20 protein-coding genes are annotated in these 24,797 nt (G+C 69.9%); 7 read left to right on the top strand and 13 right to left on the bottom strand.

Annotated features, from left to right (window positions below):
- Positions 1 to 133 precede the first annotated feature (133 nt).
- Together AB3X08_RS05880 and clpB are read right to left on the bottom strand one after the other, a co-directional pair.
- On the bottom strand, positions 134 to 772 hold the full coding sequence (locus tag AB3X08_RS05880) for an HAD-IA family hydrolase (protein ID WP_369936871.1): 639 nt from the start codon (positions 770 to 772) through the stop codon (positions 134 to 136).
- Positions 772 to 3,357 carry an ATP-dependent chaperone ClpB gene (gene clpB, locus AB3X08_RS05875; protein ID WP_369936870.1) on the bottom strand — a complete coding sequence of 862 codons (2,586 nt, stop codon included), beginning with the start codon at positions 3,355 to 3,357 and terminating at the stop codon, positions 772 to 774. Before clpB ends, AB3X08_RS05880 begins: the two co-directional genes overlap by 1 nt.
- A 280-nt stretch (positions 3,358 to 3,637) precedes the next feature.
- Between clpB and AB3X08_RS05870 the strand changes: the two genes are divergently transcribed.
- Positions 3,638 to 4,342 (top strand): glutathione S-transferase, encoded by a 705-nt coding sequence (locus AB3X08_RS05870; RefSeq protein ID WP_369936869.1) that lies wholly within the window; start codon positions 3,638 to 3,640, stop codon positions 4,340 to 4,342.
- Positions 4,343 to 4,515: 173 nt separating this feature from the next.
- Here the strand turns inward: AB3X08_RS05870 and AB3X08_RS05865 are convergent, their stop codons facing one another.
- The 6 genes from AB3X08_RS05865 to AB3X08_RS05840 form a co-directional block, all read right to left on the bottom strand.
- Positions 4,516 to 5,346 carry a DUF3014 domain-containing protein gene (locus tag AB3X08_RS05865; RefSeq protein ID WP_369936868.1) on the bottom strand — a complete coding sequence of 277 codons (831 nt, stop codon included), beginning with the start codon at positions 5,344 to 5,346 and terminating at the stop codon, positions 4,516 to 4,518.
- Positions 5,347 to 5,470: 124 nt separating this feature from the next.
- Positions 5,471 to 6,361 carry a hypothetical protein gene (locus AB3X08_RS05860; RefSeq protein ID WP_369936867.1) on the bottom strand — a complete coding sequence of 297 codons (891 nt, stop codon included), beginning with the start codon at positions 6,359 to 6,361 and terminating at the stop codon, positions 5,471 to 5,473.
- Between the two features lie 20 nt (positions 6,362 to 6,381).
- Positions 6,382 to 6,669, bottom strand: coding sequence for a lysozyme inhibitor LprI family protein (locus AB3X08_RS05855; RefSeq protein WP_369936865.1), 288 nt, complete (start codon positions 6,667 to 6,669; stop codon positions 6,382 to 6,384).
- Positions 6,670 to 6,720: 51 nt separating this feature from the next.
- Positions 6,721 to 8,319 carry a hypothetical protein gene (locus AB3X08_RS05850; RefSeq protein ID WP_369936863.1) on the bottom strand — a complete coding sequence of 533 codons (1,599 nt, stop codon included), beginning with the start codon at positions 8,317 to 8,319 and terminating at the stop codon, positions 6,721 to 6,723.
- Between the two features lie 108 nt (positions 8,320 to 8,427).
- Complete coding sequence (locus AB3X08_RS05845; RefSeq protein WP_369936862.1) at positions 8,428 to 8,889, bottom strand: GNAT family N-acetyltransferase; 462 nt, start codon at positions 8,887 to 8,889, stop codon at positions 8,428 to 8,430.
- A gap of 60 nt (positions 8,890 to 8,949) precedes the next feature.
- A complete protein-coding gene (locus AB3X08_RS05840) occupies positions 8,950 to 9,429 on the bottom strand; it encodes a DUF3574 domain-containing protein (RefSeq protein ID WP_369936861.1) in 480 nt (159 codons plus the stop codon).
- 238 nt (positions 9,430 to 9,667) lie between these two features.
- Between AB3X08_RS05840 and AB3X08_RS05835 the strand changes: the two genes are divergently transcribed.
- The 4 genes from AB3X08_RS05835 to otsA all read left to right on the top strand — a co-directional run bounded on the left by AB3X08_RS05835 (position 9,668) and on the right by otsA (position 16,211).
- Positions 9,668 to 12,106, top strand: coding sequence for a TonB-dependent receptor plug domain-containing protein (locus AB3X08_RS05835; protein WP_369936860.1), 2,439 nt, complete (start codon positions 9,668 to 9,670; stop codon positions 12,104 to 12,106).
- Positions 12,107 to 12,247: 141 nt separating this feature from the next.
- A complete protein-coding gene (otsB, locus tag AB3X08_RS05830; RefSeq protein ID WP_369936859.1) occupies positions 12,248 to 13,000 on the top strand; it encodes a trehalose-phosphatase in 753 nt (250 codons plus the stop codon).
- Between the two features lie 68 nt (positions 13,001 to 13,068).
- Entirely contained in the window at positions 13,069 to 14,850 is a 1,782-nt protein-coding gene (locus AB3X08_RS05825) for a glycoside hydrolase family 15 protein (RefSeq protein WP_369936858.1), read from the top strand.
- A complete protein-coding gene (gene otsA / locus AB3X08_RS05820; RefSeq protein WP_369936857.1) occupies positions 14,847 to 16,211 on the top strand; it encodes an alpha,alpha-trehalose-phosphate synthase (UDP-forming) in 1,365 nt (454 codons plus the stop codon). Before AB3X08_RS05825 ends, otsA begins: the two co-directional genes overlap by 4 nt.
- A 134-nt stretch (positions 16,212 to 16,345) precedes the next feature.
- On the opposite strand, the gene AB3X08_RS05815 is transcribed toward otsA, so the two are convergent.
- Together AB3X08_RS05815 and AB3X08_RS05810 are read right to left on the bottom strand one after the other, a co-directional pair.
- Positions 16,346 to 16,690, bottom strand: a complete 345-nt coding sequence (locus AB3X08_RS05815) for a hypothetical protein (protein WP_369936856.1) — start codon at positions 16,688 to 16,690, stop codon at positions 16,346 to 16,348.
- 13 nt (positions 16,691 to 16,703) lie between these two features.
- Positions 16,704 to 17,735: a peptidoglycan recognition family protein gene (locus AB3X08_RS05810; protein WP_369936855.1), complete on the bottom strand. Its 1,032-nt coding sequence runs from the start codon at positions 17,733 to 17,735 to the stop codon at positions 16,704 to 16,706.
- A gap of 502 nt (positions 17,736 to 18,237) precedes the next feature.
- On the opposite strand from AB3X08_RS05810, the gene AB3X08_RS05805 reads away from it, so the two are divergent.
- Positions 18,238 to 20,667: a membrane-bound PQQ-dependent dehydrogenase, glucose/quinate/shikimate family gene (locus tag AB3X08_RS05805; protein WP_369938446.1), complete on the top strand. Its 2,430-nt coding sequence runs from the start codon at positions 18,238 to 18,240 to the stop codon at positions 20,665 to 20,667.
- Between the two features lie 414 nt (positions 20,668 to 21,081).
- Entirely contained in the window at positions 21,082 to 22,836 is a 1,755-nt protein-coding gene (locus AB3X08_RS05800; protein ID WP_369938445.1) for a methyl-accepting chemotaxis protein, read from the top strand.
- Between the two features lie 70 nt (positions 22,837 to 22,906).
- Here AB3X08_RS05800 and AB3X08_RS05795 read toward each other — a convergent pair whose 3' ends face one another.
- From AB3X08_RS05795 to pgeF, 3 genes are read right to left on the bottom strand one after another with little or no spacing between them, the layout of a single operon-like run.
- Entirely contained in the window at positions 22,907 to 23,350 is a 444-nt protein-coding gene (locus AB3X08_RS05795; RefSeq protein WP_369936854.1) for a thiol-disulfide oxidoreductase DCC family protein, read from the bottom strand.
- Positions 23,337 to 23,879, bottom strand: a complete 543-nt coding sequence (locus AB3X08_RS05790) for a DUF4166 domain-containing protein (RefSeq protein WP_369936853.1) — start codon at positions 23,877 to 23,879, stop codon at positions 23,337 to 23,339. Before AB3X08_RS05790 ends, AB3X08_RS05795 begins: the two co-directional genes overlap by 14 nt.
- On the bottom strand, positions 23,864 to 24,637 hold the full coding sequence (gene pgeF / locus AB3X08_RS05785) for a peptidoglycan editing factor PgeF (protein WP_369936852.1): 774 nt from the start codon (positions 24,635 to 24,637) through the stop codon (positions 23,864 to 23,866). The genes AB3X08_RS05790 and pgeF overlap by 16 nt, the downstream gene beginning before the upstream one ends.
- Between the last annotated feature and the right edge of the window lie 160 nt (positions 24,638 to 24,797).

Genomic DNA, 24,797 nt, shown 5'->3' with positions numbered 1-24,797 from the left:
CCGGCATGGCGGCGCGAGTGTGCCGCGCCATCATCGCCGCCTACGCGTCGGCGCACGCGTGCTGCGGCTTGCGAATCTCCGGGTCGTGGCCGGCAGTGGAAAATCGTCAGCGTCGCGCCCTGGCGACGGCGCCTCAGTCGCCGCCGAGCGCACCGTGGGCAAGCAGGCAGGCGCGCAGTGCATCGGCACCGACATAGCGTTCGGCGCGCAGTCCCAGCGCGCGTGCGGCGTCGACATTGCCCGCCGTGTCGTCGACGAACAACGCGGCTTCCGCTGCCACGCCGAGCTGCGCCAGCGCATGCGCGAAGATCGCCGGCTCCGGCTTGATCGCGCCGACCTCGCTGGAGTTCACCACCGCATCGAACGCGTTGGCGATGCCGAGCGCCTCGAGATCGCGCTGCAGCCGCGAAGTCGCGTTGCTCAGCAACAGCACCGGCATGCGCCGGCGCACGCGCCGCACCAGGTCCAGGACCGGTTGGTTGAGCCGCGCTGCCTGCGGCGCCGACCATGCGGCAACCAGCGCCGCCGCATCGGCCTGCGGCGCGAGCGCGGCGATGCGCGCGGCCGCTTCGTCCAGCCACTGTGCGTGGGTCGTTGCGCCGCGAATCGCGCGCTCCAGCAACGCCGGCGCGAACGCGGCCGCACGCAGGCTGCCGACCGCGACGCCGTAGGCACGCTCCAGGGCCGCATCGTCGTCCGGCCACAGGCGCAGCACGCCGTCCAGGTCGATCAGCAGCGCCCGCACCGCGGGCGCCTCGGCGCCGGAACCCATCAGGCTTTCAGGAACGTCAGGTGCCCGCCCTCGGCCTCGACGCGGATGGTGTCGCCGTTGAGGAACTGCCCGGACAGGATCTGCTGTGCCAGCGGGTTCTCCAGTTGCGACTGGATCGCACGCTTCAGCGGCCGCGCGCCGTACACTGGATCGAAGCCGACGTTGCCGAGCAGTTCCAGCGCGCGGTCGCCGAGTTCGATCTTCAGCCCGCGCTCGGCCAGGCGCTTCTCCAGGCCGTGCAACTGGATGCGCGCGATCGACTTGATCTGCGCCTTGTCCAGCGGGTGGAACACCACGATGTCGTCCAGGCGGTTGATGAATTCCGGGCGGAAATGCGCCTGCACCACGCCCATCACCGCCGCCTTCATCTGCGTGTAGGCCTCGGCCGAGCCGTCGCCGCTCAGTTCCTGGATCTGGTGCGAGCCCAGGTTCGAGGTCATCACGATGACGGTGTTGCGGAAGTCCACGGTGCGGCCCTGGCCGTCGGTGAGGCGGCCGTCGTCGAGCACCTGCAGCAGGATGTTGAACACGTCGCTGTGCGCCTTCTCCACCTCGTCGAGCAGGATCAGCGAATACGGCCGGCGCCGCACCGCCTCGGTCAGATAGCCGCCTTCCTCGTAGCCGACGTAGCCCGGAGGCGCGCCGATCAGCCGCGCCACCGAATGCTTCTCCATGAACTCGCTCATGTCGATGCGGATCATCGCCTCGCTGCTATCGAACAGAAACTCGGCCAGCGCCTTGCACAGCTCGGTCTTGCCGACGCCGGTCGGGCCCAGGAACAGGAACGAGCCGCTGGGCCGGTTCGGATCGGACAGGCCGGCGCGCGAGCGCCGCACCGCGTCGGACACCACCTTGATCGCCTCTTCCTGGCCGACCACGCGCCGGTGCAGTTCGTCTTCCATGCGCAGCAGCTTGTCGCGCTCGCCCTCGAGCATGCGGTTGACCGGGATGCCGGTCCAGCGCGACACCACCTCGGCGATCTCCTCGGCGGTGACGCGGTCCTGCACCAGCTTGAAATCGTGATGCTCGGCATCGCCGGCCGCGGCCAGCTGCTTCTCCAGGTTCGGCAGCAGGCCGTACTGGATCTCGCTCATCTTGGCGTAGTCCTGGCGGCGCTGCGCCGCTTCCAGCTCGACCCGCGCCTGCTCGATCTGTTCCTTGATCCTGGTCGCGCCCTGCAGGCTGGCCTTCTCCGAGCGCCACACTTCGTCGAGGTCGGAGAATTCGCGCTCGAGCTTGTCGATGTCGTTTTCCAGGTCGGCCAGGCGCTGCCGCGAGGCCTCGTCCTTTTCCTTCTTCAGCATCTCGCGCTGGATCTTGAGCTGGATCAGCCGACGCTCCAGGCGGTCCAGTTCCTCCGGCTTGGAGTCGATTTCCATGCGGATGCGGCTGGCGGCCTCGTCCATCAGGTCGATGGCCTTGTCCGGCAACTGGCGGTCGGCGATGTAGCGGTTGGACAGCGTGGCCGCGGCGACGATCGCCGGGTCGGTGATTTCCACGCCATGGTGCACCGCGTAGCGCTCCTTCAGCCCGCGCAGGATGGCGATGGTGTCCTCCACCGTCGGCTCGCCGACGAACACCTTCTGGAAGCGCCGCTCCAGCGCCGCGTCCTTCTCGATGTACTTGCGATACTCGTCCAGCGTGGTCGCACCGATGCAGTGCAGCTCGCCGCGCGCCAGCGCCGGCTTGAGCATGTTGCCCGCATCCATCGCGCCGTCGGCCTTGCCGGCGCCGACCATGGTGTGCAGTTCGTCGATGAACAGGATGACCTGGCCTTCGGTCTTGGACAGATCGTTGAGCACGCCCTTGAGCCGCTCCTCGAATTCGCCGCGGAACTTGGCGCCGGCGATCAGCGCGCCCATGTCCAGCGACAGCACGCGGCGGCCGCGCAGGCCTTCGGGCACTTCGCCGTTGACGATGCGCTGGGCCAGGCCCTCGACGATGGCGGTCTTGCCGACGCCGGGCTCGCCGATCAGCACCGGGTTGTTCTTGGTGCGCCGCTGCAACACCTGGATGGTGCGGCGGATTTCCTCGTCGCGGCCAATCACCGGATCGAGCTTGCCGCTCTCGGCACGCGCGGTGAGGTCGATGGTGTACTTCTCCAGCGCCTGGCGCTGGTCTTCGGCGCTTTCCGACTGCACCGTCTCGCCGCCGCGCAGCTTGTCGATGGCCGCTTCGAGCTTCTTCTTGTCGGCGCCGGCGGCGCGCAGCGCCAGGCCCAGCGCGCCGCCATCGTCGGCCGCGGCCAGCACGAACCATTCGCTGGCGATGAACTGGTCGTTGTGCTGCTGCGCCAGCTTGTCGGTCTGGTTGAGCAGCCGGCTCAGGTCGTTGCCGATCGACAGGTTGCCGGGCTGGCCGCTGACCTTGGGCAGCTTGTCCAGCGCCTCGCCCAGCCGCTCGCGCAGCACCGGCACGTTGACGCCGGCCTGCGCCAGCAGCGGCCGGGTGCTGCCGCCTGCCTGGTCGAGCAGCGCGGTAAAGACGTGCACCGGCTCGACGATGGTGTGGTCGCGGCCCACGGCCAGCGACTGGGCGTCGGCCAGCGCCTGCTGGAAACGCGAGGTGAGCTTGTCCATCCGCATCGGGGAATTCCTCTGAATGAAGGGCCGGCCGTGCCGGCATGCTAGTCAGATGCGGTTGGCGCGGCATGTTTCAAGGCCGCGCGGCGGCCTGTATACGTCTGCGCCACCCCAGAGGGGCTCCACGCAAGGCGCGCGATGCGCGCGTCCCCTGCTCAGGCCGCCATCCGGCATCGCGCCCTCGCCCAGCGCGATTCCCGGCGCCGGTCGCAGCACGGTCACACGCCACTACCGCTACAGCCTCTACCCTCGCGCTTCCGACCCTTCCCGCACAGGAGCCGCCATGCACTACGACCTCTACTACTGGACCGGCATCCAGGGCCGCGGCGAGTTCGTGCGACTGGCGCTGGAGGATGCCGGCGCGGCCTACCGCGACGTCGCCCGCGAGGAAGGCGACGCGGTCATGCAGCCTTTTCTCGATGGCGAGCAGCCGGGCGCGCGGCCGTTCGCGCCGCCGTTCCTGAAGGCCGGGCGGCTGGTGATCGCGCAGGTCGCCAACATCCTGCACTACCTGGGCCCGTCGCTGGGCCTGGTGCCGGACAGCGAGTCGCGGCGCATGCAGGCGCTGCAGTTGCAGCTGACCATCGCCGACCTGGTGACCGAGATCCACGACAGCCACCATCCCATCGCCAGCGCGCTGTACTTCGAAGACCAGAAGCCGGAGGCGCGGCGCCGCGCCGAGGACCTGCGCAAGCAGCGGCTGCCCAAATTCCTCGGCTATTTCGAACAGGTCATGAGCCAGGGCGGCGGCCGCCACGCATTGCGCGAACATTCCTACGTGGACCTGTCGCTGTTCCAGCTGATGAGCGGGCTGGACTACGCATTCCCCAGCGCGATGAAGAAGCTCTCGCCGAAGCTGCCGCAACTGCGCGCGCTGCAGCAGCGGGTGTCCGAACGTCCCGCCATCGCGGCGTATCTGGCCTCGGAGCGGCGCCTGCCGTTCAACGACAACGGGATTTTCCGTCATTACCCCGAGTTGGACGGGTGAGCGGTGACGCATCACTGACGCGTGGCCGCGAGGTGGCGCCAGTTCGCCGAGCCTCGATCGATGTAGGAGCGGCTTCAGCCGCGACAAGCTGCCGGAGTACCTGTCGCGGCTGAAGCCGCTCCTACAGAGCGTGCGCGATGCGCGGCGCTTGCCCCGCCGTCTTGCACGATCCCTCAGGTCCGCACCAACGCCGCACGGATCGCCTGCAGTTGCTTGCGCACTGCCGCGGCCTGGGCCGGCCCCAGGCGCAGCAGCGCCTTCTGTCCGACCGACAGCGACTCCAGCGCCGGATCGACGAAGCGGTATTTGCCGGTGCGCGCATCGGCGATCACCGCCGGTGGCGTCGCCGGCACCGGTGCCTGCAGCAGATGGTCGATCACCTGCACCAGGCGGTCGTTGAAATAGCCGTTGGGATAGCCCAGCTCCACATACGCCTGTTGGAACAAGGGATAGAAACGCCGGTACGCGGCCACCATCGCGCCGGCATCGGCCTGGGTGAAGGCCTGCACGTAGGGGGCGTAACGCTGTGCGTTGGCCTCGGCAATGGCACTGTTGCCAGCGGCATCGGTGTCGATCTGCAACTGCCCGGGCACCGGCTTCAGCGCCAGGGTCCGCGCCGCGACGCGGCGCTGCGGCAGGTTGTCGATCATGGTCACCGCGCGCTGGATCAGATGGTCGCGGATCAACAGCGCCAGCGGCGCCTCGCTGCCGGCCAGCGTCGCCAGTTCGGTCCATGCCGCCGCATCGCTGTCGGCCAGCGCCGGGATCGCCGCATCGGCCGCGGCGGCGGGATCGATCGGATGCTGGATCGGCGGCGCAGCCGCGGCGCTGGCCGCAGGCGCGGGCGGCGCCACGGGCGGCGCTGCTGCCGGTGCCACCGCGACAGGCACCGGCGCTGCGCCATGCAGCAGCGCACTGATGTTGTCGCGGAACAGCCACACGGCGGCAGCGCCGACCAATACAGCGACCAGGATCCAGGGCCAGAACGACTGACGCGGCTGCATGGGGTCCGGTTCTCCGTTGCACAGTGGCAGCTGTGACCACCGCGCTCGGCGCCGGTTCCATCGTGGGACGGCCAGCGTTCAGCCTGAGCCCGCGATTGCAACGCTGCAGGTCCAGCGAGCGACGCTAGCCTTCGGGTCCTTTGCCGAAGGCGATCCGCGCGTCGACCCATTGCGCGACCAGCGCGTCGGCAACCTGACGCGCCTGTGTCGGCGGCATGCGCTTGTGCTCGATCATCCATTGCGCGGCTTCCTCACGCGCCGCCGGCAAGGCGGCCAAGGCGGCTTTGCGATCGGCATCCGGCCACAACGCGGCGTCATGCCACGCTGCAATGGCCGCCGCTGGATCGGCGGGCGGCTGCGCGCCCCGCTGTTGCTGCAGCAACAGCAGTGGCGACGCCGTCGCCTGCAGCGAGATCACCGCCCATGCAGCGAAATCCGCATAGCGCATGGTGCCCGCATCGTCGGACACGCGGTCCACCAGGCTGCCGAACGCCCGGTACAGACGCTTCCAGGCGGATTGGTCGAACAGACCCGGTGCAGGCCGACAGATCGGCGCATCGAGATCCCGGCTGGAACCGTACATCGGCCCCATCGCGTCGTAAGCCGCCTGTCCCTGCTGGACGAACACGAAACAGTGCACGTAAGGACGCGGATTGGGCTGGGTGGCCGCATCCGGGGTATAGCCGCTGCGCTCGATCCACAGCCGCAACAGGGTCAGATCACGCGCCTCCCCGGCCTGTCGGCTGGCCGGCTCGGCGGTGTCGAGCAGCCCGGCGGACACCCCGTCCTGCTGGCGCAACACGCGGCTTGCAGACGCGAACCGCGCACGCGCCTCGGACGCGCCGACCCCGGCCGCCGGCACGAAGCGATGCAAGTACACCAGCCAGGCCGACGCCAGGCCGCCGTCGTAGTCGCGCAATTGCACCGCCGCCGCGGCCGGCGCGTCAGGGATGCTGGCGACGATGCGATCGAAGCGCGCCGCCTGTGGCGCGAACTGGCTGTCCAGCGCGCGCACCCGCGCCTCGATCCGCTTCTTCAGGCAGGCGCCCGGATCGGGCTGGGCCAGCAGCTATCGCGCTGCGCCAGCCAGGCCTGCTGCGCGCGGCGCACGGCTTGTCGCTGCGCGGTCGGCACGGCCGCCAGTAGCGCCGCATAGCGCCGGGCCAGCCATTCGTCCGCGGCGTCCAGCCGCTGGTCCGTGCACAACAGGCGTTCGACCGCGCTGGACGCCTTGGCGCAGTCGAACGACACCGCCCCGGCCGTGGAGATCCAAGCGAGCGTCAGTGCGAGCGCACTCGCGCGCAGACCATGTTTCCTGTCCATTTCACCCTCCGCCCGCGCGCCGGCGCGCTGCCGGCGCCGATTGTCGCGCGCTCAATCCACCAGCACCGCGCGCGGCTTCTGCAGCGACAGCAGGCCCAGCAGCGCGGCCAGGGCCAGGTAGCCGCCGGCGAATTGCCAGGCGATCAGCTTGGGCAGGCCGCTCAGCGTCCACGGCAGGTAGATGCCGCCACGCGGATCCACCGAGTGGATCAGGCCGAACAGGGTCAACCCGGCCGCGACCAGCAGGAACACCGCGGCGCGGCGCAGGCGCCCGTCGACCATCGCCGCCACCGCGGCGATCCACAACATCGCGGTGATGATGAAACCATTGCCCAGGGTGAAGATCACCGCCAGTTCCGGCAGCCCGTGGCCATCCAGCGCGGTGGTCAACGCGGCCAGCTTGTCCGGCGGGATCCAGCCCGGCGCCTTGATCGCCAGCAGGTAGGCCACCGACGGCAGGAAGCCCAGCACCATCGCCCCGGCATGGCGCGTGGGCGTGGCCTGGAACGCCTGGGTGGTGATGTCGATGGCCACGTACACGATGATCGGCGCCAGCACCGCCAGCGGCAGCCACTGCACCAGCCCGGCGACCAGCCCGAACATGCCGCCCAGGCCGATGAACAGCCCGGTCAGCAGGGTATAACCGCTGCGTGCGCCCATGTGCTTGTACGCCGGCTGGCCGATGTACGGCGTGGTCTGTGCGACGCCGCCGCAGACGCCGGCGATCAATGTCGAGCAGGCCTCGACCAGCAGGATGTCGCGGGTGCGGTAGTCGTCGCCGGCGGCGCGCGCGCTCTCGCTGACGTTGATGCCGCCGACCACCATCAGCAGGCCGAACGGCAGCAGCAGCGGCAACAACGGCACCGCATCGGCCAGGCCGGCGACGAAGCCCAGGCTCGGCCACGGCAGCACCAGCTGCGGCGCCACCCACTGCGGCGCCTGGTAGCCGGGGATGCCGAAACCGGCCGCGTTCAACCAGTAGTACAGGCCGGTGCCGAGCACCAGCGCCAGCGGCACGCCGGGCACGCCGTACGGCAGGCGACCCTTGGCGATCAGCACGTACAGCAGCAGGCCCAGCACGACCAGGCCGACCAGCGGCGAGCGCAGCGTCTCCAGCAACGGCAGAAAGCCCATCAGCACCAACGCGATGCCGGCGATCGAGCCGAGCAGCGCCGCGCGCGGCAGGGCGCGGGTGACCGCGTCGCCGAAGAACGACAGCACGGTCTTGAGCACCCCCATCACCACCAGCGCGGCCATGCCCAGGTGCCAGGTGGCGATCGCCGCGGCCTGCGGGTCCAGGCCCTGCTGCTTGTAGCGCGCGAACGCCGGGCCGAGCACCAGCAGCGCCATGCCGATGCTGGTCGGCGCGTCCAGCCCCAGCGGCATCGCGGTGACGTCGCTGCGCCCGCTGCGCGCGGCCAGCCGGCGCGCCATCCACGTGTACAGCAGATTGCCGATCAGCACGCCGAACGCGGTGCCGGGAATCATCCGCGTGTAGATCACCTCGGCCGGGAACTGGAACAGGCCGACCAAGGCCGCGCTGATGAAGCCCAGGATCGACAGGTTGTCGAGCACCAGGCCGAAGAAACCATTGAGGTCGCCGGCGACGAACCAGCGCGGGCGCGAGGAAACGGGAGCGGTGCTGGGCATGTGGGCGATGGCTGGGTGGGGGGTCGAAGGATGGTAATGGAAGCGGCGCGTGCGGATTGGCGCGCGAACTCAGGATGCAGCATCCCGGCTTGCGCGTGTGCGACGCGGTTACAGCGCCAGATGCAGGAACTGGTTGAACGCGCTCGGCACGTAATCGGCGAACGCCGGTCCATTGCGGAAACCGCGTCGCCGGTACAGGGCCAGCGCCGCCTCGAACGCCGCGCCGCTGCCGGTCTCCAGGCTCAGCCGGTGCAGGCCGGCGGCGCGCGCGGCGGCCACGATGTGCTCCAGCAACGCCGCGGCCGCGCCCTGGCGCAGGAAGTCGGGATGGGTGCGCATCGACTTCAGCTCGCCGCCGCCGTCGCCCAGCACGCGCAGCGCGCCGACCGCGGCCAGCGCGTCGCCGCGCCAGACGCTCCACACGCGCACGTCGGCGCGCTGCAGCCCTGACAGATCCAGCGCATACACGCTGCCCGGCGGCGACTGCGCCTGCATCTGCTGCAGGTGATACGCCAGCAACGCGCGCACCGCCGCATCGTCCAGCGCCGCTGGCCGGATCGCGAACGGCACTGGACTCACCGCAGCACCCCGCTCTTGCAATTCCCTATTCCCCATTCCCAAATCCCGGCATCAAAACGACACCTCCACCGGCTGCCGCGACCACAGCACCGACTGATGCCCGGTCGCCTGCTTCCACGCCAGCCGGATCGCCTCGATGTCGGCGCGGCGCTGCGGGGTGTCCTCGTGCAGGATCACCAGCACCTTGGTGTTGAGCCGGTTCGGCTCCTTGGCGCCGCGGAACAGCCACTGGCCGTAGGCATCGAACACGGTCAGGCCATCGGGAAAACGCGGCGTGACCTGCTTGTCCAGAAACGCGCGCCATTGCGCCTCGCTGATCGGCTCGGCCTGCGGACGGTCGGCCGGGCCGCTCTCCTCGCCCACGCCGAAGTACAGCTCGCTGCGCACCCAGCCGCTGGCCTGCGCCGGCCGCGCGGCATCGCCCTGCATCGCCGCAGCGACCTTGGCCGGCGCGGTGGAAGCGGACGGGGCCACGCTGGCGCAGGCGGTCAGGGCCAGGAACACGGCAAGCAAGGGGGCACGCAGCAGCATCGGCAGGTCTCGGAAGCGGAACGGAAAGACGGGATGGTAGGCGACGGCGGCAGCGCGCGCCCGATAACCGCAGAGCATCAGCTGATGCCGAACGGAGTGGACGCGGCGGCTCGCGGTCACGTTAACGATAAGATAATATATCGCTTCATCCGGATGGATGTACCCGAATTTGCTCCGCCTGCGCGGCACGGACCACCGCCGCAGCCGGTCTTTGCGTCACCGCAGGAGAGAGACCCCCATGTCGTATCCGTTCGCCCGCCCGCTGAGCCTGGCCATCGCCCTGGCGCTGTCGGCCCCCGCCCTGGCCCAGCAGGCCGATCCCGGCACCGCGACCAACCTGGACACGGTGATCGTCACCGGCACCCGCGCCAGCGGCCGCACCGTGCTCGAATCCACCGCGCCGGTGGACGTGCTCAGCGCCGAGGACATCCGCAAGGCCGGCGTGGTCAACGGCGAGCTGGGCAGCGCGCTGCAGGCGCTGCTGCCGTCGTTCAATTTCCCGCGCCAGTCCAACTCCGGCGGCGCCGACCACATCCGCGCCGCGCAGCTGCGCGGGCTCTCGCCCGACCAGGTGCTGGTGCTGGTCAACGGCAAGCGCCGCCACACCTCGGCGCTGGTCAACACCGACAGCAAGATCGGCAAGGGCACCACCCCGGTGGACTTCAACTCGATCCCGATCAGCGCGATCAAGCGCATCGAAGTGCTGCGCGACGGCGCCGGCGCGCAATACGGCTCGGACGCGGTGGCCGGGGTGATCAACGTGATCCTCGACGACGATCCGGACAGCGGCGCGCTGGAAGCCAGCTTCGGCGCCAACCACACCGACGTGAAGCCGATCGACCGCACCGTCACCGACGGCCAGACCAGCTACGCCAGCGCCAAGGTCGGCACCCGCCTGGGCGACGATGGCGGCTTCTTCAAGGTCGGCCTGGAGCTGAAGAACCGCGAGGGCACCAACCGCGCCGGCTACGACCAGATCCCGCCGTTCGAAGCGCAGACCCCGGCCAACCTGGCGCTGGCCGGCAAGCGCAACTACGTGCTCGGCGACGGCGCCAGCAAGGACCTCAACGCCTGGATCAACGGCAAGCTGCCGTTCGGCCAGACCAGCGAGTTCTACTTCTTCGGTACCTACAACCAGCGCGACACGCAGGGCGCCAACTATTTCCGCTATCCCGACAGCGACGCCAACTGGACCCAGGTCTACCCGAACGGCTACCGCCCGGTGTCGCTGGGCGAGAACCGCGACCTGCAGGGCGTGGCCGGCGCGCGCGGGCAATGGGGCGAGTGGGCCTACGACGCCAGCGTCGACTACGGCCGCAACGACTTCACATACCGGCTGAAGAACTCGCTCAACGCCTCGCTCGGCCCGGGCAGCCCGACCCGCTTCAAGACCGGCGACTACGCCTTCGAGCAGAGCGTGGCCAACCTCGACCTGAGCCGCAGCTTCGACGCCGCCGGCGCCACCCACACCGTCGGCAGCGGCGTGGAATTCCGTCGCGAGCACTACCGCACCCGTCCCGGCGACCCGGCCAGCTACGCCGCCGGCGCCTACACCGACCGCCCCACCGGCGCCCAGGCCGGCGGCGGGCTGACCCCGCAGGACGCGGCCGACCTGTCGCGTAACGTGGCCAGCGCCTACGCCAGCGTGTCGAGCCAGTTCGGCGACAAGTTCTCCACCGACCTGGCCGCGCGCTACGAGCACTACCAGGATTTCGGCGGGGAACTGACCGGCAAGCTGGCCGCGCGCTACGAGTTCGTGCCGGCGTTCGCGCTGCGCGGCGCGATCTCCAACAACTTCCATGCGCCGTCGCTGAGCCAGATCGGCTACGAAGCCACGTCCACCGGCTACGACGCCGCCGGCCAGTTGCTGCAGGGCCGGCTGCTGTCGGTCAACAACCCGATCGCGCAGGCGCTGGGCGCGAAAGACCTGAAGCCGGAGAAGTCGGTCAACTACAGCCTGGGCTTCACCAGCCGCATCGGTCCGCACTTCGACCTGTCGCTGGACCTGTTCCAGATCGACATCGACGACCGCATCGCGCTGTCCGAAGACATCAGCGGCGACGCGCTGACCGCGTTCGTCGCGCAGAACTTCGGCGTCACCGGCCTGCAGAGCGCCAGCTTCTTCGTCAACGCCGCCGACACCCGCACCCGCGGCGCGGAGCTGGTCAGCAACTGGCGGCAGGCGCTGGGCGACGGCCAGCTGCAGTTGACCGGCACCTGGAGCTACGCCAAGACCGAACTGAAGAACGTGGTCGCCACGCCGGCGCAGCTGCTGGCGCTGAACCCGGACTACGTGCTGTTCGGCGTGGAGGAGAGCAACACCCTGACCGACGCCGCGCCGCGCACCCGCGCCCAGCTCGCCGTGAACTGGAACAACGACCGCTGGGCGCTGCAGACCCGGGTCAGCCGCTACGGCAGCGCCACCCGCGTGTTCGACTTCGGCGACGGCTATGTGCCGCGGCAGACCTACGGCGCCGAGTGGCAGCTCGACGCCGAGGTCGAATACCACATCACCCAGCAGTGGAGCGTGGCGCTGGGCGGGCAGAACCTCACCGACAACTATTCCGACCGCTCCAACACCGACATCTACTACTTCGGCAACCTGCCCTACGACGTGCTGTCGCCGATCGGCAGCAACGGCGCTTATTACTACGGGCGGGTACGGTACACCTTCTGACGAAGGTGTGGGATTGGGGATTTGGGATTGGGGATTCGCAGCAGCGGGACCCTGCACGGCTTTTGCCAATCCCGAATCCCCAATCCCGAATCCTGGCTCCACTCCACTTGGCCCTAACGCTGTCCCGTTCATGATGAACGAATGGCAGACGCGCTCCCCCTCCGACCGCCGCCGCCGCGCCTGGACGATGCCTGCGCATTGTTCCTGGATGTGGACGGCACCCTCATCGAATTCGCCGATCGTCCCGATGGCGTGCACCTGCTGCCCGAGGTGCGCGAGGCGATCGGCCGCATCAGCGAGCGCCTGCACGGCGCGCTGGCGCTGGTCAGCGGCCGGCCGCTGGCCCAGCTGGACGCGCTGTTCGCGCCCTTGCGCCTGCCTGCCGCCGGCCTGCACGGCCACGAGCTGCGCAGCGACAGCAACGCCCGCGCGGCGATGCCCGCCGATACCTCGCAGTGGCTGCATGGCCTGCATCAACGCGCCGCGCACCTGAAGCAGGCGCATCCCGGCGTGCTGGTCGAAGACAAGGGCGCCAGCCTGGCGCTGCACTGGCGCGCCGCGCCGGACGCCGGCGACCACGTCATCGCCTTCGCCCAGGAACAGATCGACGCACTGCCCGGCTATCGCTTGCAGGCCGGCGACCACGTGGTCGAGTTCGTGCCCGAGGGCAGCGACAAGGGCCGGGCGCTGACCACGCTGCTGCGGCAGCCGCCGTTCCAGGGCCGCCGCCCGGTGTTCGTCGGCGACGACCTCACCGACGAGTTCGGCTTCGCCGCGGCCAATGCCGCCGGCGGCTGGAGCGTGCTGGTCGGCACCCGCGAACGCAGCGCGGCGACGTTCGCCCTGCCCGACCCGCGCGGGGTCCACGCCTGGTTGCGCGACAACGCCGCATGAGTACCGCGCCCGGCGGCAACGCTCCGCTTCGTCCCCTCCCCGACCATGCACAAGGATCCGCTTCCTCAATGAGTTCCCCCACTCTCGACCTCGGCGTGATCGGCAACGGCAGTTTCGGCGCGCTGGTCGACAAGCGGGCGCGCGTGGTGTGGAGTTGCCTGCCGGCGTTCGACGGCGACCCGGCGTTCTGCGCGCTGCTGTCGCCGCGCGACCACGACGGCGGCGATTTCAGCATCGAACTGGAGGATTTCGCCGACAGCGAGCAGCACTACCTGGCCAACACCGCGATCCTGCGCACCGTGCTGCGCGACGCGCACGGCGGCGCGGTGGAAGTGATCGACTTCGCGCCGCGCTGGCGCAACAACGGCCGTTTCTACCGGCCGGTCAGCATCATCCGCCAGGTGCGGCCGCTGGCCGGCAATCCGCGCATCCGCGTGCTGGCGCGGCCGCTGGCCGACTGGGGCGCACGCAAGCCGGAAAGCACCTGGGGCAGCAACCACGTGCGCTGGCTGCTGCCCGATTTCACCCTGCGCCTGACCACCGACGTGCCGGTGCGCTTCATCCGCGACGAACTTCCGTTCGTGCTCAGCCACCCGGTCAACCTGATGCTCGGCGTGGACGAATCGCTGACCCGCTCGCTGACCGGCTATATCCAGGAAGCGCAGGAACGCACGGAGGAATACTGGCGCGAGTGGGTGCGCTACCTGTCGGTGCCGCTGGACTGGCAGGACGCGGTGATCCGCAGCGCGATCACGCTGAAGCTGTGCCAGTACGAGGACAGCGGCGCGATCATCGCGGCGATGACCACCTCCATCCCCGAGGCGCCGGACACCCCGCGCAACTGGGACTACCGCTATTGCTGGCTGCGCGACGCCGCGTTCGTGGTGCGCGCGCTGAACCGGCTCGGCGCCACCCGCACCATGGAGCAGTTCCTCGGCTATATCTTCAACATCGCCACCACCGACGGCAGCCTGCAGCCGCTGTACGGCATCGGCTTCGAAGCGGCGCTGGAAGAACACGAAGTGCCGTCGTTGGCCGGCTACCGCGGCATGGGCCCGGTGCGGCGCGGCAACCTGGCCTGGATCCAGAAACAGCACGACGTGTACGGCAGCGTGGTGCTGGCGTCCACGCAGCTGTTCTTCGATCTGCGCCTGAAGGATCCCGGCGACAAGGACACCTTCCTGCGTCTTGAACCGCTGGGCGAGCACGCGTTCGCGCTGCACGACGTGCCCGACGCCGGGCTGTGGGAATTCCGCGGCCGCGCCGAGGTGCACACCTACACCAGCGCGATGTGCTGGGCGGCCTGCGACCGCCTGGCCAAGATCGCCGCACGGCTTGGCCTGGACGCGCGCGTGGCCTACTGGCGCGAACGCGCCGACACCATCCACGCGCGGGTGCTGGCCGAGTCCTGGAGCGCCGAACGCGGCCACTTCACCGACACCTTCAGCGGCCACCGCCTGGATGCCTCGCTGCTGTTGCTGGCCGACATCGGCTTCATCGCCCCGGACGATCCGCGCTTCGTCGCCACGGTCGAGGCGATCGGCCGCGACCTCAAGCACGGCGACGCGCTGTACCGCTACGTGGCGCCGGACGATTTCGGCGAGCCGGAAACCAGCTTCACCATCTGCACGTTCTGGTACATCGACGCGCTCGCCGCGATCGGGCGCAAGGACGAGGCGCGCGAGCTGTTCGAGCGCATCCTCGCCCGCCGCAATCACCTGGGCTTGCTGTCGGAGGATCTAGCCTTCGATAACGGCGAGGCCTGGGGCAATTTCCCGCAGACCTATTCGCACGTCGGATTGATCATCGCCGCGATGCGATTGTCGCGCAGCTGGCAGGAGGCTTCATGAGCAGACTGGTCGTGGTATCCAACCGCGTGGCCCTGCCCGGCGAGAACCGCGCCGGCGGCCTGGCCGTGGGCTTGCTCGCCGCGTTGAAGGAACGCGGCGGGGTGTGGTTCGGCTGGAGCGGCAAGACCGTGCGCGGCGACAGCGGCGCGCTGCACGAGCAGACCCAGGGCGACATCCGCTTCGTCACCATGGACCTCAACCGCGCCGACCTGGACGCGTACTACAACGGCTTCGCCAACCGCACGCTGTGGCCGCTGCTGCATTTCCGCCTGGACCTGGTCGATTACGACCGCGCCACCCGCGAGGGCTACCGCCGGGTCAACGCGATGTTCGCCGAGAAGCTGGCGCCGCTGCTGCGCGAAGACGACACGGTGTGGATCCACGACTACCACCTGATCCCGCTGGCCTCGCTGCTGCGCGAGCGCGGCATCGGCTGCCGCATTGGCTTCTTCCTGCACGTGCCGTTCCCTTCGGCCGACCTGATCCAGGCCCTGCCCGACCATGCGCGGCTGTTCTCCGGCTTCTACGCCTACGACCTGGTCGGCTTCCAGACCCAGCGCGACGTGGACCGCTTCCAGGCCTACGTGCGTCTGTTCGGCGGCGGCAAGGTGATCAAGGACGGCGTGCTGGAAGCGCCCGGCGGGCGCCGCTTCCGCGCCGAGAAATTCCCGATCGGCATCGACACCGAACTGATCGCGCAGCAGGCGCGCGCGGCGGTCTCCAAGCCGGCGGTGCGCGACCTGCGCAGCAGCCTGCGCGAGCGCCAGCTGGCGATCGGCGTGGACCGGCTGGACTACTCCAAGGGCCTGCCCGAACGCTTTCTCGGCTTCGAACGCTACCTGGAACGGCATGCGGACCAGCGCGGCAGCCTGACCTATCTGCAGATCGCGCCGGTCTCGCGCGGTGACGTCGCCGAATACAAGCAGCTGCGCAACCAGCTCGAACAGATCGCCGGGCACATCAACGGCGGCCACGCCGAGCCGGACTGGACCCCGCTGCGCTACGTCAACCGCAACTTCACCCACGCCACCCTGACCGGCTTCTACCGTGCCGCCCAGGTGGGCCTGGTGACGCCGCTGCGCGACGGCATGAACCTGGTGGCCAAGGAATACGTGGCCGCGCAGGACCCGGAGAATCCCGGCGTGCTGGTGCTGTCGCTGCTGGCCGGCGCCGCCGACGAACTGAAGGAAGCGCTGCTGGTCAATCCGCACGACCTGGACGGTGTGGCCGATGCGATCGCCACCGCCGCCTCGCTGCCCAAGGCCAAGCGCATCGAGCGCTGGCAGACCATGATGGACCACCTGCGCAAGAACGACATCGGCGTGTGGCGGCAACGCTACCTGCAGGCGCTGGAGCGCTGAGGCGACGAGGCCTGCGCGACGCCGGTCGCGCAGCCTCGCATACACTGCGGTTCGACGACAATTGGCCACGCGGACGCGGGCCTGCGGCGCGTCGACACGGAGCGGATGGCGAAGCGATCGCGAACCGCCCGCGGTTACGGCCCGCCGGTCTCCGGCATCAATACCACGAACGGCGCGCATGCGGCCTGCGCGCATCCCAGCATCCGCGTCTGCTCGCCGTTGCGCCAGGTGCTGGTGCCTGCGGCATTGATCTCGAACTCCCACACGCGCCCTTGCGCCCGCACGCGGCCCTTGATCGAGCAGGGTAGCCAGTCGAAGTCGTGCAGTTCTCCTTCGCCCAGTTGCTTGCTCAGGCCGAAGAAGGATTCCGCCTGCGTCCGGTCCAGCGACCAGGCGCTGCACATCGCCTGCTCCTTGGCCAGCCTGGCGGCGCCGCGCGCAGGCTCGTAGACCGCCTTGGAAATCTCCAGGACGGTCAATTGCGACGCGCCGCTATCTGCTCGGACCTGCGGGTGACACCCCAGGAGCATCGGCAGCAGGAGCAGCAGGGGCGGCAGGCGTGTAAAGGCCTGCGCCTTCGCCCGGGGTTTTGCGCGAGATGGCATCGTGCTGATACACGTCATGGTCGTTTAGCCCGAAGTTGTTCTGCAAGGTTCCCACCAGCCGTTGAATGGAGGCCGTCTGCGCCGCCGTCGGCGGGTCCCATGTCTTGGTTGCCGCGTTGTAGCGGCCGACGACCTCGATCCCGACACTGTCGCCGTTGGTCGGATAGCGCTCGGGGTACGGCCGCGTCGCTTCGACGGCGCTGACCGCCCGTACCGCCGTCCCCTGCCACTCGGGTGTCGTGCCCCTGGCGGCATTGAGTTCGCGCTGGTCGGCAGGCGTGATCGTTCCCTCCACCTCGCCACGCGAGCGCACCGGGCCCACGTGCCAGGCCTGCCTGTCGACGCTGACGGTTTGGTGGACGGTGCCGTCGGTATCGATCAGGAAGTGCGCACCGGTGGCGTCCGCACGCGTCCGCCATGTATTCAGCGTGCTCGCCGCGGTGTTGGAGTCGGTCCGGTGCAGCACGATGCCATTCACCTGCGGCATGGCGCCGTGCTCGATCTTGGCGACCGGCGTGCGGGTGATGCCCGGATCGGTCAGGAAGCCGTCCCGCCCGATCGTGGTTTCGCGCCCGAACGGCGCCAGCGACTGCGGCGCAGGCCGCGACGCGGCTTCCATCGGCACGCTGAAGCGCGATGCCGCAGGATCGGGATCGTGCGTGTGGTAACCCGCCCTCGGCAGTACGAGCACGGAAGGTTGTCGCGCGCCCGGATCGCCCGCCATGACCTGGCCGATATCGCGCGCCGCCATATGCGGTTGCCGCGTGCGGATCTCCGCATACAAGGCGGCCGCCAGGTTGGCATTCTGCTCCGGCGTGCCGCGATGCAGGTCCTGCACGCCGGTCAACAGGCGCTGGTACATCTCGTGATCGGGATGCAGCGGGTCGCTGGGAAGTCGAACAGTCGGCGAATTGGCCATACAAGATCCCTCTTGGCTCGGCACAACATGACTGGATCGCAAGGCACAGGAAGCAGCGAGGCTGTCGACAGCCGCTGAGCGCTGCCCGCACGCAATGCGTGCACGCAGCAGCAGCTGCGCCTCGACGCGGTTCCTGCGCCTCGCACTCTACCCAAGCGATGCGCCGGCACGAAACATCGGCGTGCGTCGCTGGTGATGCACATCCCACTCTTGCCTTGCGCACTGCTTCCGCCAAACAGGACGGAAGGTTGCGTCTGCCGTCACGGCTCGACAACTCCGATGCCTTAAAATCGCCCATACGCACCGTGCTTTTTCTGCACCCTGGGAGGGGTAGCGCGGTGTTCCCGTTGTGCGCAGGACCACCGCCCCGATGCGGTCATGCCCTCGCCTGCCCCTCCACGACCCGCTTATGCCGTAGCCCCCTCTGCGACGCGTCCGGGTCCCTGTTGGACTCCCCATTTCCATGAACGATCCCACTACCACCTCCGGACCCGGCACCTGGCTGTTCGTCGCCTACGCCGTGGTCATCGCCCTGATCGGCGCCGCCCTGGCCGCCATGGGCGGGCAACTCGTCGCCGTCGGCGGCTCCTGGTACTACCTGCTGGCCGGCCTGGCCCTGGCCGTGTCCGGCATATTGCTGGCGCTCGGCCGCCGTGCCGGGCTGTGGCTGTTCGGCATGACCCTGGCCGCGACCATCGCCTGGGCGCTGGCCGAAGTCGGCCTGGACGGCTGGGCGCTGATCCCGCGCCTGGCGATGATCTCGGTGCTGGGGCTGGTGCTGCTGCCGTTCTGGAAAGTGGCGCGCCGGCGAATGGCGCCGCTGTCCGGCCTGGGCTACGCGCTGGTCGCCGGCGTGCTGCCGGTGCTCGGTGCGCTGCTGGTGTTCGGGCCGCTGCTGTTCCCGCGCAGCATCGAGTTGGCCGACCCCGGGCTGGCCGCGCAACGGCCGCAGGCGGCGTTCAGTCGCGCCACGGTGAGCAGCCCCGACGGCAACGTCGCCGCCAATCACGATGCCGGCAACTGGACCGCCTATGCCGGTTCCAACCTGTCCAACCACTACAGCCCCGGCGCGCAGATCACCCCGGACAACGTCAAGGACCTGAAGATCGCCTGGGAATTCCACACCGGCGACCTCAAGCCGGCCGGCTCCAAGCTCGGCTATGCGTTCCAGAACACCCCGCTGAAGGTCGGCGACCTGGTCTACATCTGCACGCCGACGCAGAAGGTGATCGCGGTCGAGGCCACGACCGGCAAGGAGCGTTGGCGCTTCGATCCCAAGACCAACCCCAAGGCGATGGCCGGCGTCGCCGCCACCACCTGCCGCGGCGTGTCCTATTTCGAGGCCACCACCCAGGTCGCCGAATGCGCCAAACGCATCTTCTGGCCGATGGTCGATGGCCGCCTGGGCGCGCTCGACGCCGCCACCGGCAAGTTGTGCGAGAGCTTCGGCGACCACGGCTACGTGGATCTGAACAAGGACACCGGCAACACCAAGCCCGGCTTCGTCGGCCCGACCTCGCCGCCGGTGGTGATGCGCGGCGTGGTGATTCAGCCCACCGGCCAGGTCCGCGACGGCCAGGAACGCGATGCGCCGTCCGGCGTGGTGCGCGCCTTCGACGCGATCAGCGGCCAGCTGCGCTGGGCCTGGGACCTGGGCAACCCGGCGATCGCCGCCGCGCCGCCGGCCGGGCAGACCTATACCCGCTCGACTCCGAACGTGTGGTCGCTGATGGCCGCCGACGACGAACTGGGCTTGGTCTACCTGCCCACCGGCAACGCCTCCGGCGATTTCTTCGGCAAGGGCCGCACCCCGCAGGAAGAGGAATACACCGCCTCGCTGGTCGCGGTGGACGCGGCCACCGGCAAGGAGCGCTGGCACTTCCGCACGGTCAACCACGACCTGTGGGACTACGATATCGGCCCGCAGCCGAACTTGGTCGATTTCCCGGTTCCCGGCGGCGGCACGCGCCCGGCGGTGATCCAGGCCACCAAGTCCGGCCAGGTGTTCGTGCTCGACCGCGAGACCGGCAAGCCGATCATGCCGGTGCAGCAACTGCCGGTGCCGCAGGGCACCGACCACGGCGACTGGACCGCCAAGACCCAGCCGGTGTCGCCGGGCATGCCCAACACCGTGGGCGCGCCGAGCAAGGATTACGAGACCATCGTCGAATCCGACGCCTGGGGCATCACCCCGTTCGACCAGCTGGCCTGCCGCATCCAGTTCAAGCAGCTGCGCTACGAAGGCATGTTCACCCCGCCCAGCCTGCAGGGCTCGCTGTCGTTCACCGGCAACCACGGCGGCATCAACTGGGGCGGCGTGTCGGTGGACCTGCAGCGCGGCATCATGGTGATGAACAGCAACCGCCTGCCGTATACCGAACACGTCTATCCGCGGCAGGAAATGAACGCGCTGGGCGTGGTGTCGGTGTTCAACGGCAAGAGCAAGACGCCCGGCTACATGGCGCAGGAAGGCCTGGCCTACGGCGCGCGCAAGGAACCGTGGATGTCGCCGCTGAACACGCCGTGCATCGCCCCGCCGTGGGGCTACATTTCCGGCGTGGACCTGCGCACCCAGCAGGTGATCTGGCGGCGTCCGCTGGGCACCGGCTACGACCAGGGCCCGATGGGCATCCCGTCGAAGATGAAGTTCGAGCTGGGCACGCCGAACAACAGCGGCTCGCTGGCCACCGCCGGCGGCGTCACCTTCATCGGCGCGGCGCTGGACAACTTCCTGCGCGGCTACGACACCCAGACCGGCAAGCTGCTGTGGGAAGTGCGGGTGCCAGCCGGCCCGCAGGCCGCGCCGCTGAGCTACACGGCGAACGGCAAGCAGTACATCGTCGCCGCGATCGGCGGCCACGACCGCATGGAGACCAAGCCCGGCGACAGCGTGATCGCCTGGACCCTGCCGGACGCCGCACCGGCGAAGTAACGCCGGCCCGCTCCGATGCACCCGACCGGCCGTCGCAAGACGGCCGGCTTTTTGTGTGGGAAGCGCTGCGGCCAACCGCGGCGTGTTCGCGCAGGTGCGCGTCGTGGGCCAGGGCTTCGCTGAGCGACCTATTGCGCTGCAGCAAAAAAATTCAGTTTTTTCAGGGACCTGCGCCGCCTATTCAGGCGCGATATTTCCGACGAGCGGTCTGTGGCGCGGTCAAGCCCGGGAACCTGCCGGCCGATACTGAGAGGCATATTTGACTTTTGTCGACGCGAACAGATCGCGCCGATCTTCCAGCCGGTAGCCGCCATGACCCTGCCAGACGCCGCATCCCCTCGCCCGATTGGCGCCCTCCGCCTGCCATCGCGCCCGCTGCTGTTCGCACTGGCCTATGCGCTTGGCCTGTTGGCGATGGCGCTGTACGCGCTGCACCTCGGGCGCCAGCTCGGGCCGAACGCTCCGGCGCTGGCGCGCCTGGCGCCGGCCCTGGTGGCCGCGGCGCTGCTGGTGGCGGCGCTGTCCTGGGCCGGCACGCGGCGCGCGGCGCCGTCGCAGCGCGCGCTGCAGGCAATCCAGGCGCTGGGCGAAGGCCGCTTCGACCAACGCCTCGATGGCGCCGGCGACGCCGCCGACGCCGCGCTGCTGCGCGCGCTGCAGGCGGCGCAGGCGCGGCTGGCCGCACGCCAGGCCGAGACCGAGGCCGAACTGCGCCGCGGCCGCTTCGTGATCCAGGCGCTGGACGATCTGGACACCATGGTCCGCATCGCCGACGACGACGGCCGCGTGCACTTCGCTAACCGCAAGCTGCTGCAGATGCTGCGCATGATCGAGCCCGACGTGCAGAGCTTCCGCCCCGAATTCAGCGCCGAACAGTTCGTCGGCGGCAGCATCGGCGACATCTATCCGGACAGCCAGGCGGCGATCGACCGCATGCGCGCGCTGACCGGTTCCAAGCGCGTGCGCGCGCCGTTCTTCGGCCGCCAGATCGACTTCGTCTACAGCCCGATCACCGGCGCCGACGGCGTGCGCCTGGGCACCATCGCGCAGTGGGAAGAGGTGACCGCGCAGGTGAATGCCGAGCAGGCGCTGACCGCGGTGATCGAGGCCGCCGCGCACGGCGATTTCAGCCGCCGTTTGGATACCGCGTCGATGGACGGCGTGCTCAAGTCGCTGGCCGAAGGCGTCAACCGCATCTCCGATTCGGTGGAGAACAACCTGGCGGCGCTGGCCAGCGCGCTGGCCGCGCTGGCCGAAGGCGATCTCACCCATCGCGTCGACGGCGACGCGCAGGGCGTGTTCGCGCGGCTGCGCGAGGACACCAACCGCACCGTGGCCAAGCTGACCGAGATCATCGTCGGCATCCAGGGCGCGGTCGAGGCGATCCGCCGCGCGGCGATGGAAATCGCCGCCGGCAACACCGACCTGTCCGACCGCACCGAGCAGCAGGCGGCCAGCCTGGAGGAAGCGGCCAGTTCGATGGAGGAACTGACCTCGGCAGTGAAGCAGAACGCCGACAATGCGCAGCAGGCCAACGGCCTGGTGCACAGCACCGGCGAGATCGCGCAGTCCGGCGGCAAGGTGATGGACGAGGTGGTCGCCACGATGAGCGCGATCAGCACCTCGTCGCGGCGCATCGGCGAGATCATCAGCGTCATCGACGGGATCGCGTTCCAGACCAACATCCTCGCGCTCAACGCCGCGGTCGAAGCCGCGCGCGCCGGCGAGCAGGGCCGCGGCTTCGCCGTGGTCGCCTCGGAAGTGCGCTCGCTGGCGCAGCGCTCGGCGGACGCAGCCAAGGAGATCAAGCACCTGATCGAGGACTCCACGAGCAAGGTGACGCAGGGCTCGGGCCTGGTGAACCGCGCCGGCGCCACCATGCACGAGATCGTCGGCTCGGTGCAGCGCGTGACCGGACTCATCGGCGAGATCAGCGCCGCCAGCGCCGAGCAATCCAGCGGCATCGAGCAGGTCAACCGCACGGTGATGCAGCTGGACGAAGTGACCCAGCGCAACGCCGCGCTGGTGGAAGAAGCCACCGCCGCCGCGCGCAGCATGGAAGAACAGGCCGGCGGCCTGGCCACCGCGGTGGCGGTGTTCCGGATCGAAGCCCATCGCGCGCAGCCGAGCGGCGGCAAGGTCACCGCGCTGGTGCGCAGCGCCCGCTGAGCGGGCGCGCAGTGCGGCAGGCGGGTTCGGATGCGAACGTCGCGCGGCCGGACCGCGGCGACCGCAACGCTCACTCCAGAAAGCGCGACCGCTGCTGCGGATCGGGCAGGAAACATTGCGTCGACGTGCCGAACCAGCGATAGCGATTGCGCGCCAGCACCCGATACGCGGCATCGCGCCAGCGCCGCGGCAGCAGGCGCAACACAGCCACCACACGCCAGGCGCCGCCGAGGCCGGCGATCACGCCGATCGCCGCGTCCGAATCGGTCCACGCGCGTTGCGGCGTCAGCAGCAGGAACGACAGCGGGTCGTCCGGATCCAGACCGTGGCGAACCAGCAAGGCGCGGCCGCTCGCCGATTGGATCGACGCGAAGCGGTAGCGACCGCGGCGGTCGAAGCGCAACAGGAAACGCACCCAGCGGCTGCACAGCAGGCACACCCCGTCGAACACCACGATCGCGCTGTCGGCAGCCGCGGCGGGCGTCGCGTCGCGCGCGGGCTCAGGCCGGTTCAAGCCAGCCCTCGTAACGGATGAACGGACCGATCCACGGCAGCGCCACGTCGACCAGGAACGCATAGCGGCCGTCGCGTTCGGATTCGCGGCAGTGCACACCGGCCAGCCAGTGCCGCGGCAACGGCAGTACGCCGAACGCCCAGGCGCGCGTGGCGCTCCAGACGATCGCGGCGCCCTCCACGCGCAGCGCGAATTCGAATTCGACCGCACCCAGGCGCTCGCGCAGCCGCCCGTCCTGCAGCCACAGCCGCGACGGCATCGCGTGGGTGCCGAAACGGCGCTGCCAGCGCTCGCCCTGCGCGTCGGCGCTGAAGGTCACCTCGATCGGCAGCGCGGCGCTGGCCGGCGGCAGACGCGCCAGCCATGCGCACAGCGGCAGCAACGGATGCCGCCCGCGGCGCACCTCGGCATGGCCGACGTAACGCTGCCGCTGCGGCACCGAATGCAGCGCGCGCAGCGCCGGCGGCAGCCGCGCGAAGCCCGGCCCCAGCAGCTGCGCGAACAGCGGCGTGCTCAGTCCGCGATCCATGCCAGCGTCGCCATGCGGCCGCTGCGGCGGTCGCGGCGATAGGAAAAGAAGCGCTGCGCGTCGGAAATCGTGCACAGCCCGCCGCCATGCACCTGCGCCGGGTCGATGCCGGCGGCGGCAAGGCGTTGCCGCGCCAGCGCATACAGGTCCACCCGCCAGTGGCCCGGGCGGGTGGCGACGAAGGCGCTGGCCGCGGCCGGATCGTGGCCGAGGAAGGCATCGCGCACGTTCTCGCCGATCTCGTACGCCTGCGGCCCGGCGGCCGGGCCCAGCCAGGCCTGCAGCTGCGCCGGCGGGGTATGTAACGCGGCGGCGGTGGCTTCCAGCACGCCGCCGGCCAGGCCCTGCCAGCCGGCATGCGCGGCCCCGACTTCGCTGCCGTCGCGGGCGGCGAAGGTCACCGGCAGGCAATCGGCGGTCAGGATCGCCAACACCACCCCGGGCACCGCGGTCACCGCGGCATCGGCGGTCGGCTCGGCGTCGATGCCGGCCGCGGCCGGCGGCCGCTCGAAACGCAACACCTGCACCCCGTGCACCTGCCGCAACCAGTGCGGCGGCGACGGCAGCGCCAGGCGCGCGGCGAGTTCGTCGCGGTTGCGCTGCACCGTGGCCGGATCGTCGCCGTCGGCCGCGCTGCGGTTGCCCAGGTTGAACCGGTCGAACGGCGGCGACGACGCGCCGGCGCCGGTGCGCAACGTGGTCAGCGCATGCACTCGCGGCGCTGCCGGCCAGTCGGCGGCCAGGGCGAAGTCGGTCATGCGCGTGTGGCCCGCGATGGCAGGCGCAGCGCAACGCCGCCGGCGACCGCCAACCGCGCTGCAGCGGCCGCGCGGGCATCGCGGCGGCGACCGCACCGGCTGTGCATCCCCACCGGCGCGCCCAGCCTGGTCGCGCCTTCCCGCGCAGGCCCGCTCGGGA

Origin of the sequence: Xanthomonas sp. DAR 34887 (assembly GCF_041245805.1) — a bacterium.
GTDB classification, from domain to species: domain Bacteria; phylum Pseudomonadota; class Gammaproteobacteria; order Xanthomonadales; family Xanthomonadaceae; genus Xanthomonas_A; species Xanthomonas_A tesorieronis.
This window is presented reverse-complemented; position numbering and strand designations above follow the sequence as displayed.

Excerpts from the sequence above, each read along its gene's own strand:
- AB3X08_RS05800 (WP_369938445.1), top strand. The coding sequence starts at position 21,082 with ATGGCGCTGTACGCGCTGCACCTCGGGCGCCAGCTCGGGCCGAACGCT.
- clpB (WP_369936870.1), bottom strand. The coding sequence starts at position 3,357 with ATGCGGATGGACAAGCTCACCTCGCGTTTCCAGCAGGCGCTGGCCGAC.
- pgeF (WP_369936852.1), bottom strand. The coding sequence starts at position 24,637 with ATGACCGACTTCGCCCTGGCCGCCGACTGGCCGGCAGCGCCGCGAGTG.
- otsB (WP_369936859.1), top strand. The coding sequence starts at position 12,248 with ATGGCAGACGCGCTCCCCCTCCGACCGCCGCCGCCGCGCCTGGACGAT.
- AB3X08_RS05840 (WP_369936861.1), bottom strand. The coding sequence starts at position 9,429 with ATGCTGCTGCGTGCCCCCTTGCTTGCCGTGTTCCTGGCCCTGACCGCC.
- AB3X08_RS05880 (WP_369936871.1), bottom strand. The coding sequence starts at position 772 with ATGGGTTCCGGCGCCGAGGCGCCCGCGGTGCGGGCGCTGCTGATCGAC.
- AB3X08_RS05855 (WP_369936865.1), bottom strand. The coding sequence starts at position 6,669 with ATGGACAGGAAACATGGTCTGCGCGCGAGTGCGCTCGCACTGACGCTC.
- AB3X08_RS05850 (WP_369936863.1), bottom strand. The coding sequence starts at position 8,319 with ATGCCCAGCACCGCTCCCGTTTCCTCGCGCCCGCGCTGGTTCGTCGCC.
- AB3X08_RS05810 (WP_369936855.1), bottom strand. The coding sequence starts at position 17,735 with ATGGCCAATTCGCCGACTGTTCGACTTCCCAGCGACCCGCTGCATCCC.
- AB3X08_RS05870 (WP_369936869.1), top strand. The coding sequence starts at position 3,638 with ATGCACTACGACCTCTACTACTGGACCGGCATCCAGGGCCGCGGCGAG.
- AB3X08_RS05790 (WP_369936853.1), bottom strand. The coding sequence starts at position 23,879 with ATGGATCGCGGACTGAGCACGCCGCTGTTCGCGCAGCTGCTGGGGCCG.
- AB3X08_RS05835 (WP_369936860.1), top strand. The coding sequence starts at position 9,668 with ATGTCGTATCCGTTCGCCCGCCCGCTGAGCCTGGCCATCGCCCTGGCG.
- AB3X08_RS05825 (WP_369936858.1), top strand. The coding sequence starts at position 13,069 with ATGAGTTCCCCCACTCTCGACCTCGGCGTGATCGGCAACGGCAGTTTC.
- otsA (WP_369936857.1), top strand. The coding sequence starts at position 14,847 with ATGAGCAGACTGGTCGTGGTATCCAACCGCGTGGCCCTGCCCGGCGAG.
- AB3X08_RS05865 (WP_369936868.1), bottom strand. The coding sequence starts at position 5,346 with ATGCAGCCGCGTCAGTCGTTCTGGCCCTGGATCCTGGTCGCTGTATTG.